At 68.8% G+C, this 10,413-nt stretch carries 8 protein-coding genes and 2 riboswitches; all 8 genes read right to left on the bottom strand.

Annotated features, from left to right (window positions below; translation table 11 throughout):
* Positions 1–193: 193 nt before the first annotated feature.
* Positions 194–1,582 (bottom strand): L-serine ammonia-lyase, encoded by a 1,389-nt coding sequence (locus tag G3N64_RS36350; RefSeq protein ID WP_205788461.1) that lies wholly within the window; start codon positions 1,580–1,582, stop codon positions 194–196.
* 30 nt (positions 1,583–1,612) lie between these two features.
* Complete coding sequence (locus G3N64_RS36345) at positions 1,613–2,749, bottom strand: alginate lyase family protein (RefSeq protein ID WP_205788460.1); 1,137 nt, start codon at positions 2,747–2,749, stop codon at positions 1,613–1,615.
* Positions 2,750–2,900: 151 nt separating this feature from the next.
* Positions 2,901–5,828: an aminomethyl-transferring glycine dehydrogenase gene (gene gcvP / locus G3N64_RS36340; RefSeq protein WP_205788459.1), complete on the bottom strand. Its 2,928-nt coding sequence runs from the start codon at positions 5,826–5,828 to the stop codon at positions 2,901–2,903.
* A gap of 145 nt (positions 5,829–5,973) precedes the next feature.
* Positions 5,974–6,354, bottom strand: coding sequence for a glycine cleavage system protein GcvH (gcvH, locus tag G3N64_RS36335; RefSeq protein WP_205788458.1), 381 nt, complete (start codon positions 6,352–6,354; stop codon positions 5,974–5,976).
* 118 nt (positions 6,355–6,472) lie between these two features.
* The gene (gene gcvT / locus G3N64_RS36330) at positions 6,473–7,591 is read right to left on the bottom strand and encodes a glycine cleavage system aminomethyltransferase GcvT (protein ID WP_205788457.1); all 1,119 of its coding nucleotides are present in this window, start codon (positions 7,589–7,591) and stop codon (positions 6,473–6,475) included.
* A gap of 84 nt (positions 7,592–7,675) precedes the next feature.
* A riboswitch (glycine riboswitch) is annotated at positions 7,676–7,809 on the bottom strand.
* A 33-nt stretch (positions 7,810–7,842) separates the two neighbouring features.
* A riboswitch (glycine riboswitch) is annotated at positions 7,843–7,946 on the bottom strand.
* Between the two features lie 123 nt (positions 7,947–8,069).
* On the bottom strand, positions 8,070–8,432 hold the full coding sequence (locus G3N64_RS36325; RefSeq protein ID WP_027788671.1) for a hypothetical protein: 363 nt from the start codon (positions 8,430–8,432) through the stop codon (positions 8,070–8,072).
* Between the two features lie 156 nt (positions 8,433–8,588).
* Complete coding sequence (locus G3N64_RS36320) at positions 8,589–9,641, bottom strand: oxidoreductase (RefSeq protein ID WP_205788456.1); 1,053 nt, start codon at positions 9,639–9,641, stop codon at positions 8,589–8,591.
* A gap of 234 nt (positions 9,642–9,875) precedes the next feature.
* Positions 9,876–10,413, bottom strand: a 538-nt coding sequence (locus tag G3N64_RS36315) for an SGNH/GDSL hydrolase family protein (protein WP_205788455.1), incomplete at its 5' end; no start/stop codon positions are given.

Genomic DNA, 10,413 nt, shown 5'->3' with positions numbered 1-10,413 from the left:
GGCCTCCGTGCCGGAAATCGCCGGGTGCGGCCCTGTCCGCACCGTGCGGCTCTGGCAGCAATGCTAACCCGCGTCTGATTCCTCACGGCAGGCCAGCCTTTGCCTCACGAGAGTCATAGTGTCTAGCGTCGGGCGTCATGTCAGCCGGCAACGCAGGGTATCGATCCACCCCGCGTCACCGCCGGGTTCGGCATCAGCACTCGACGATATTCACCGCCAACCCGCCGCGCGACGTTTCCTTGTACTTCGTCTTCATGTCGGCGCCCGTCTCGCGCATCGTCTTGATCACCGAGTCGAGCGACACGTAGTGCGAGCCGTCGCCGCGCAGCGCCATGCGCGCCGCGTTGACTGCCTTCACCGACGCCATCGCGTTGCGCTCGATGCACGGGATCTGCACCATCCCGCCGACCGGGTCGCAGGTGAGGCCGAGGTTGTGTTCCATCCCGATCTCGGCCGCGTTCTCGACCTGCTGCGGCGTGCCGCCGAGCACGGCCGCAAGCGCGCCGGCCGCCATCGAGCACGCGACGCCCACTTCGCCCTGGCAGCCGACTTCCGCACCGGAGATCGACGCGTTGAGCTTGTAAAGAATGCCGATCGCGGCGGCCGTCAGCAGGAAGTCGATCACGCCCTGTTCGTTCGCACCGGGCGTGAAGCGCGTGTAGTAGTGCAGCACGGCCGGGATGATGCCGGCCGCACCGTTGGTCGGTGCGGTGACGACGCGGCCGCCGGCCGCGTTTTCCTCGTTGACCGCGATCGCGTACAGGTTGATCCAGTCGATCATCGACAGCGGATCCTGCAGCGCACGCTCCGGGCTGCCCGTCAGCGTGCGGTACAGCTGCGGCGCGCGGCGCTTGACCTGGAACGGGCCGGGCAGGTTGCCGTCGGCATCCGGGTTGCCGATTCCGCAGCCGCGCGACACGCACGACTGCATCACGGCCCAGATCTTCAGCAGGCCGTCGCGCGTCTCTTCCTCGGTGTGCCACGCGCGCTCGTTTTCCCACATCAGCTGCGCGATCGACTTGCCGGTCGACTCGGTCAGCGCGAGCAGCTCGGCGCCGGTGCGGAACGGGTGCGTCATCTGCTCGGCCGCGCTTAGCACCTTCGTGTTCGGTGCGCCGGCCGTCACGACGAAGCCGCCGCCGACCGACAGGTAGGTGCGCTCGACCAGCACCGCGCCGTTCGCGTCGGTCGCGCGCAGTTTCATCCCGTTCGGATGCTCGGGCAGCGCCTGGCGGTAGAACGCGATGTTCTCCTTCAGCACGAACGGCACAGGATGCGTGCCGAGCAACGCGAGCTTCTTCGATTTGCGGACGTCCTCCAGCCGCGCGTCGATCGTGTCTGGATCGACGGTGTCGGGCGCGTCGCCGAGCAGGCCGAGCATCACGCCGCGGTCGGTGCCGTGGCCCTTGCCGGTCGCGCCGAGCGAGCCGTACAACTCGACCTTCACGTGGGCCGTTGCATCGAGCTGCCCGTCGCGTTCGAGGCCCTGGACGAACATCAGCGCCGCGCGCATCGGCCCGACCGTATGCGAACTGGACGGACCGATACCGATCTTGAATAGGTCAAAGACGCTGACTGCCATTTCGATTCCTGCCTTGCTATAAGAATAATGCTAGCGCGCCTGCAATGGCAGGCACGCGGCGAGCCATGCGGGCGGCGTTGGGGAAAGTTGCTGTGCGACGCGGGCGTAGCGCCCGTCGAGCCGCGCGGCCAGATGAAAGAGTTCGGTGGCGTTTTTCGGGTCCCACTGCCCCGTGTAGCCCGGCAGGCCGGCCTCGCGGCGCTTCGCGTCGAACGGCACCGGCGAATTCACGAATTCCTCGTGCGTCTTCTCGCCGAGCGCGTACGGCACGAGCCAGTCGAGCGCGGCCGCGAGCGTCGCGCCGTTCACGCCCCGCTCGCGCAGCCAGTTGCGGTTGAAGCGGCGCGCGGCGAGCGCGGCCGTGACCAGCGGCTGCAGATCGTAGACCGCGTAATGCAGCGCATCGCGTTCCTCGAAGTCCCACGTCTTGCCGTCCGGGCCGATGTTGTCGGCGAGATGTTCGACGAACAGCCGCTGCGCGGCGTTCATCATCTTGCGGTCGCCGAGCGTGAACGCGGACAGCGCGATCAGCTTGATCCGGTGGCTCTGCCAGTTGTTGCGCCAGGTGCCGGTGAGCGGGCGCTTCTGCGCGTCGATCTGCGCGACATAGCCGGCGCCGAGCTTCGCGATGAACGCGGCCGTTGCGTTGCGGGTCTTCACCGGCAGCGCGCTCGCCGTCATGTCGTACGCAACGATCAGGCTGTCGAAGCGCGTCTCGTCGATCGGGTTGAAGCTCGGCTGGTAGGTCGCGACCCACGCGGACAGGAAGCGGTCGACGAGCTGCAGGTCGCGCGGCGCATTCGTCACGCGCCACGCGAGCGCGGCGTCGCGCATCAGCTCCATGTCCTTCAGCGCGTCGGCGCTCTGGTCGTAGATGCCTTCGTGCGGCAGCGTGCCCTCGGTGTGCACGCGCGCCATCGCCTTCGGCTGCTCGCCGATGCGCGCGTCGACGCTGCGGATCAGCGCCTGGACGCCCGGCTCGGCCTGTGTCGTCTCGCTCGCCTGCAGTGCCGGCGCCGCGCAGAAATTCATTGCCGCGCGCGCGCTGGCGGACGCGCCGAGACCGGCGGCGGCAAACGACAGCGACGCGACGAGCATCGGCACGTAGCGGCGCGCGTGCGGCCGCCTTTGCGTTGCACCATGGCCCGGAAACATCGGACGCACCATGCGGAACTCCTTCATTGGCTGGATCGCGTGTGATGTTAGCCGGATTGGCGGGCGAACGTGAACCGGTTCGAGCGGCGAACAAAAAAACCGCACGCAACCCCGGGTTGCGTGCGGTGCGGTCACCATCGGACGGCTCCTGGCCTGGCGCGCGTTATGCGTATTCCGACATCGGCACGCACGAGCAGAACAGGTTGCGGTCGCCGTAGACGTTGTCCGCACGGCCGACCGGCGGCCAGTACTTGTTCGTGCCGAGCGACGCGACCGGGTACGCGGCCTGCTCGCGCGAGTACGCGTGCGGCCATTCGTTCGCGGTGACGACGGCCGCCGTGTGCGGGGCGTGACGCAGCGGGTTGTCCTCGCGGTCGGCGCGGCCCTCCTCGACCGCACGGATTTCGTCGCGGATCGCGATCATCGCGGCGATGAAGCGGTCGAGTTCTTCCTGCGATTCCGATTCGGTCGGCTCGACCATCAGCGTGCCCGGTACCGGGAAGCTCATCGTCGGCGCGTGGAAGCCGTAGTCCATCAGGCGCTTCGCGACGTCGTCGACGGTGATGCCGCTCGATTCCTTGATCGGACGCAGGTCGAGAATGCACTCGTGCGCAACCAGCCCGCCCGGGCCCGAATACAGCACCGGGTAGTGCGGCGCGAGGCGCTTCGCGATGTAGTTCGCGTTGAGGATCGCGGTTTCCGTCGCGGCGGTCAGGTTCTTCGCGCCCATCATCGCGATGTACATCCACGAGATCGGCAGGATCGACGCCGAGCCGTACGGCGCGGCCGATACCGCACCGATGCCGTCTTCTTCGCGCGTGTAGCCGGTCGAACGCTGGTTCGGCAGGAACTTCGCGAGGTGCGCGCCGACCGCGACCGGGCCGACGCCCGGGCCGCCACCGCCGTGCGGGATGCAGAAGGTCTTGTGCAGGTTCAGGTGCGACACGTCGCCGCCGAACTGGCCCGGCGCGGTCAGGCCGACCATCGCGTTCATGTTCGCGCCGTCGACGTACACCTGGCCGCCGTGCGCGTGGACGATCTCGCAGATCTCGCGGACGTTCTGCTCGAACACGCCGTGCGTCGACGGATACGTGATCATGATCGCCGCGAGATCCTTCGCGTGCTCGTCGGCCTTCGCCTTGAGATCAGCGATGTCGACGTTGCCCTGCGCGTCGCATGCAACGACCACGACCTTCATCCCGGCCATGTGCGCGGATGCCGGGTTCGTGCCGTGCGCGGACGCCGGGATCAGGCACACGTCGCGGTGGGCTTCGCCGCGCGATGCGTGGTAAGCGTGGATGATCAGCAGGCCCGCGTACTCGCCCTGCGAGCCCGCGTTCGGCTGCAGCGACACGGCCGCGTAGCCGGTGGCCGCGACGAGCATCTGCTCGAGCTGGCCGATCATCTCGCGGTAGCCGACGGTCTGGTCGGCCGGTGCGAACGGGTGGATGCCGCCGAATTCGGGCCACGTGACGGGCAGCATTTCCGACGTCGCGTTCAGCTTCATCGTGCACGAGCCGAGCGGGATCATCGAGCGGTCGAGCGCGAGATCCTTGTCCGACAGGCTGCGCAGGTAGCGCAGCATTTCGGTTTCGGAATGGTGGCGGTTGAACACGTGGTGCGTCAGGTACGCGCTCGTGCGCTCGAGGCCGGCCGGCAGCGCGGCGACGCCGGCTGCGCCCGCGTCCAGCGCGTCGACGGACGGTGCGGTGCCGCCCGCGGCCTGCGCGAACACGGCGAGGAGATCGGCGAGGTCGTCGCGCGTCGTCGTTTCGTCGACCGATACGCCGACTTGCGTGTCGCTCACGCGGCGCAGGTTGATGCGCTTCGCCTTCGCGAATTCGTGAACCTGCGCGGTGCGCGCGCCGGTGTCGATCGTCAGCGTGTCGAAGAACGTGTCGTTGACGGTCGCGAAGCCGAGCTGCTTCACGCCGGCGGCGAGCAGCGCCGCGATGCGGTTCACGCGCAGCGCGATCGTCTTCAGGCCGTGCGGGCCGTGGTAGACCGCATACATGCTGGCCATGATCGCGAGCAGCGCCTGCGCGGTACACACGTTCGACGTCGCCTTCTCGCGGCGGATGTGCTGTTCGCGCGTCTGCAGCGCGAGGCGCAGCGCGGGCTTGCCCTGCGCGTCGACCGTCACGCCGACGAGGCGGCCCGGCATCTGGCGCTTGAATTCGTCACGCACCGCGAGATACGCGGCGTGCGGGCCGCCGAAGCCCATCGGCACGCCGAAGCGCTGCGTGTTGCCGATCGCGACGTCCGCGCCCCAGTCGCCGGGCGGCGTGAGCACGGTCAGCGCGAGCAGGTCGGCCGCGACGACCACGTGGCCGCCGGCCGCGTGGATCGCTTCGGTGAGCGCGCGGTAGTCGCGCACGTCGCCGTTCACGCCCGGGTACTGCAGCAGCACGCCGAATGCATTCGATTGAGCAGCGTCGGCCGCCGGGCCCGTCTTGACCTCGATGCCGACCGGCAGCGCGCGCGTGCGGATCACTTCGAGCGTTTGCGGCAGCACGTCGTCGGCGACGTAGAACACGTTCGACGCCGGCTTGCCGGTGCGCTGCAGCAGCGTCATCGCTTCGGCCGCGGCGGTGGCTTCATCGAGCAGCGACGCGTTCGAGATCGCGAGGCCCGTCAGGTCGGCCACCATCTGCTGGAAGTTCAGGAGCGCCTCGAGGCGGCCCTGGGAAATTTCGGGCTGGTACGGCGTGTAGGCCGTGTACCACGCCGGGTTTTCGAGCACGTTGCGCAGGATCACGGCCGGCGTGTGCGTGTCGTGGTAACCCTGACCGATATACGAACGGAACACCTGGTTCTTGTCCGCGAGAACCCGCAGTGCGGCGAGGGCTTCGGCCTCGCTCTTCGGCTGCGCGAACGGGCCGAGCGGCAGCGTTTCGACGCGGCGGATCGAGGCCGGGATCACGGCCTCGATCAGGGCGGCGCGCGACGCGAAGCCGAGCGTGTCGAGCATGGCCTGCTGGCTGGCGGCGTCGGGGCCGATGTGGCGTTCGGCGAACGCATCGTGCGTTTCGAGCGCGGCGAGCGAGAGGGGCGTGCGGTTCATCAGGCGGTCCGGGTGTTCGAGCTTCATGGCGTTCCTTGGTCGGCCGGAGTGGGCGCTTGGGCGCTGACTCGGGCCCCATCCTTTGCAGTCGGCCCGAGCGGGCGCGTGGGCGCCGGCTCGGGTTCCGCACGGGGCAGGGCGGCTGACCGGCCCCGTGCGGTTCGGGGGAGAGTTAGTCGATCAGCTTGCTGTAGGCGTCGGCGTCGATCAGCTTGTCGGTCGATGCGCCGGCCGCGAGCTTGATCTTGAAGAGCCACACGCCGTACGCGTCGCTGTTCACGCCTTCCGGGGCGTCGGTGGCTTCCGTGTTGGCGGCGATGATCTCGCCGGACACCGGCGAATAGATGTCGGAGGCAGCCTTCACCGATTCGACGACGCCGACGGCGTCGCCTGCCGAGACCGACTTGCCGACTTCCGGCAGTTCGAGGAAGACGATGTCGCCGAGCGTGCTCTGCGCGTGATCGGTGATGCCGACCGTCAGCGTGCCGTCGGCTTCGGTGCGGACCCACTCGTGTTCGTCGGTGTATTTCAGATCGGCCGGGACGTTGCTCATCGGATGCTCCTGGATAAAAGGGTGTGTTCGTTCTGCTGGCGCGCCGCCGGGGCGCGCCGGGTGTGGTGTTGCGCCGGGCGCCATCTCCCGGCTTCCCGGGAGGCGGGCCTCCCGGCCGTTACGCAGCGAGGACCTTGCCGTTGCGCACGAACGGCAGTTTTACCACGCGCGCGGGAAGATTCTTGTCTCGAATTTGCACCTGGACCAGGTCGCCGATCTGGACGGCCGCCGGCACGCGTGCGAACGCGATCGATTCCTGCATCGACGGCGAGAACGTGCCGCTCGTGATCTCGCCTTCGCCGTGCGGCGTGACGACCTTCTGGTGCGCGCGCAGCACGCCGCCCGCCTTGCCGTTTTCCTTCTGCAGGATCAGGCCGACGAATGCGGCGCGGGTGCCGTTGGATTCCAGTGCGGCGCGGCCGACGAAGTCGCGCGGCGCGGAGAGGTCGACCGTCCACGCGAGGCCCGCGTCGAGCGGCGAGACGGTGTCGTCCATGTCCTGGCCGTACAGGTTCATGCCGGCCTCGAGGCGCAGCGTGTCGCGCGCGCCAAGCCCGCACGGGCGCACGCCGTTTTGCTGCAGCGCGTTCCACAACGCTTCGACGTGCACGGCCGGGACGATCACTTCGAAGCCGTCTTCACCGGTATAGCCGGTGCGCGCGACGGTGAGATCGCCGAACGGCGTGCCGGCGACCTGCGCGGCGTTGAACGGCTTCAGCTCGCTCGTTGCGGCACGCGCGGAGGGCACGGTCGACCAGGCTTTTTCGCGGGCGTTCGGGCCCTGTACGGCGACGATCGCGAAATCGCGGCGCGGCGCGATCGTGACGCCGAAGCCGCCTTGCTCGTTCAGCTGGTTGAACCACGCGATGTCTTTCTCGGCCGTGCCGGCGTTGACGACGACGCGGAAGAATTCTTCGGTGAAGTAGTAGACGATCAGGTCGTCGATGACGCCGCCCTGCGGATTGAGCAGGCACGAGTAGAGTGCCTTGCCGGGCGTCTTGAGCTTGCCGACGTTGTTCGCGATCGCATGCTCGAAGAATGCGCGCACGCGGCTGCCGGTGAAATCGACGACGCACATGTGCGACACATCGAACATGCCGGCATCGGTGCGCACGGCTTCATGTTCTTCGATCTGCGAGCCGTAGTTGACGGGCATGTCCCAGCCGCCGAAGTCGACCATGCGGGCATTGAGCGCGCGGTGCGCGGCGTTGAGCGGGGTGTGATTCAGTGCAGTCATCGAGGCCTCAGGCAAGGCGCTTGCGCGCGGATCAGAACGGCCATGTGCCGACCACCGCGGCCGACGGCCTGCGAGCGATCCGGTACATGCCCCTCTGTCCTCGATACCTGAGAGATTGCGCTGCCGGCCAGGCCTGGCGAACGCGCGCCCCTTCGGTGGGCAGCTTGCCCGCGCAGCCGATGCGCTGCGGGCTACTGCCGCTCTCCAGAGTGCGGGGAGAGTGTGGCCCGCGCAATGCGCGGACGGGATTCCCCGACGCGGTCGGTCCTTTTGCCTGAGAGTTTGCGGGTGTGCCCCTTCGGCGGCGCAACCGGTGCTGGAACAGCACGGTTACACGCTCTCCCGACGCGTGCGGGCGACTGTACGCGAGCGGGTGAGCCTTGTCAATTTGAGCAAAAGAATGTCGCTTCGCGACAAGCGGCGGCGGCCGGCGACAAGCGGTGCCGCCGCTTTTTCCACACCGGCGGGCGCCAGTGCGTTACTCGCCGATCGCGCGCGCGGCCGTGTCGAGTTCCTGGTTCAGCACGCGCTGCTCGTCGCCGGACAGGCCGCCGCTGTGCTGCGCGGACATGTCGTTCGCTTCCTGGCGGATCACGTCGAGGCGGTGATGAAGCTGCGCGCCGTACGGCGGCGGGTAGTAGCCGCCGTTCACGCGCGCATCGATGCGGCGATGCAGGTTGTCGATCCGGCCCTGGATCTGCTGCATCCGCTCGTTCGCGACGACCTGCGGATTCGGCCGCGGCGGGGGCGCCGGGCGGACCGGCTGCTGCGGCTGCACGATACAGGCCGCAAGCGAGGAAACCAGGACGCAGCACGCTGCCGCGCGAATCAACCGTTGCATCAACATTCTCCTGACGGATTGGTGTCGGATCGACTTTTTTGAGAAACGCGTCAGACCGGTCGGACGCTGACTTTCGTTCCCCCGGCATTTGTAACCGAATGTTCCGGCTGATCCGGATGCGGGTACGCCGGCCGGCCGCCAGCGGCCGGCGCGGTGTCAGATCGTGCGGCGCACGAACGGCAGCCGGCGGCCGTCGTGCTCGCTCTGCGCGGCAAGCTCGATGATCGTCATCACGTCGACGGCATCCTGCGCGGTGACGGGGAACGGCGCGCCGTCGCGGATCGACGCGGCGAGCGTGCGATAGAACTCCGCGTACTGGCCGTCGAGCGTCGGCACGGGGCGCTCGACCTCGACTTCGCCGTCGAGCTCGCGCAGCAGGCCGGGCGGGTTGCCGCCGCCGAATTCGACGTCGTCCGCGGTGAGGCCGGCCTTGAGCTGGTCCTCCTGCGTGTCGAGCCCGAACTTCTGGTAGCTGCCGCGCGTGCCGTGCAGCGTGAAGCGCGCCGGTTCGATCGCCGACAGCGCGCTCGCATGCAGCGCGACGTCCTTGTCCGGATAGCCGAGCTGCAGGTGCACGAAATCGGGCGCCGCGCCGTTGTCACGGCGCGTCTTGACGGTCGCGCTCACCGTTTCCGGCAGGCCGAACAGCACGAGCGCCTGGTCGATCAGGTGCGGGCCGAGGTCGAGCAGCAGGCCGCCGCCGCGGGCGGGCTCCTCGCGCCAGCGCGTGCGCGGCGTCGGCCGGAAGCGGTCGAAGTGCGACGCGAAATAGGTCAGCCGCCCGAGCTCGCCCGAATCGACGATGCGGCGCACGGTGAGGAAATCGCCGTCCCAGCGGCGGTTGTGGAACGGCGCGAACAGCCGGCTGCGCGCGTTCGCGAGCCGCGCGAGCGCGAGCGCTTCATCGGCGGTGAGCGTGACGGGTTTGTCGACGACCACGTGGCGGCCGGCTTCGAGCACCTGGCGCGCGAGCGCGAAGTGCGTGTCGTTCGGCGTGGCGATCACCACGCATTCGATGTCGTCGAGGCCGAGCAGCGTGTCGAGATCGGGGACGACGCGCGCGCCCGGATACGCAGCCTGCGCGCGATCGGGCTGACCCGTCGCGATCGCGGCAACTTCAGTACGGCCGCTCGTGGCGATCACGGGCGCGTGGAACGTCGCGCCGGCGAAACCGAAACCCATCAAACCAATCCTGAGCAATGACGACATGGCAATCCCTGGCTGCGAAGGAAACTAAAGGATGGTGCGCCGAGACGGCGCGAAGACGACCGGCTATTTTGGCATGACGTTGCCCGTTGCACCGGCGCGTTCGGGCGAAACGCGCGGTGCGATGCGGCGGTTGCGCAAGGAAAGCCGGCATTTTGCGCGCCCCGGCGTGCCGTACACGCGGGGTTGCCTGCCGGCCCGCGCGGTGAACGGCCGGCGCACGGGCGCCGTGCCGCGTCATGGGGCTGCCTGCTGCCGCACGGCGGCGGCGACCTGCGCGGCCCACACGGCGCAGGCGGCTTCGCCGGGGTGGAAGCCGTCGGTAGCCATCAGGTGGCGCTGGAGCGGCAGCTCGACGCGCAGGAACGTACAGTGCGGCTGCGTGGCGGCCCACCCGGCAAGCGCCGTGTTGAGCCGCTTCGCGCGCAGCCCGAGATACCACGCGAGCGGCTGCGGCAGCGCCGGAAAGCGCTCCATCGGCGGCACCGCCGACAGGATCGCGTGCCCGATCCGGAAGCGTGCGGCGAGCAGCCGGACGAGCTCGGCCTGCTGCGCCTGCCAGCGGGCCGGCGGCACGCCGCCCGTCACGTCGTTGACGCCGAGCGACGTGACGGCCACGTTGAACGGCTCGGCCGGCTCGGTGGCGAGCCAGTCGACGAGTTCCTGCGTGGTCAGGCCGGTGCGCGCGAGCAGCTTCCAGCTCACGCGGTGGGTGGCCGCGAGCACGCTCGCCAGTTGCCCGGACAAGGCGTCGCGCTGCGTCGCGACGCCGACA

This window comes from Burkholderia sp. Ac-20344 (assembly GCF_017104975.1).
Taxonomy (GTDB): Bacteria; Pseudomonadota; Gammaproteobacteria; order Burkholderiales; family Burkholderiaceae; genus Burkholderia.
This window is presented reverse-complemented; position numbering and strand designations above follow the sequence as displayed.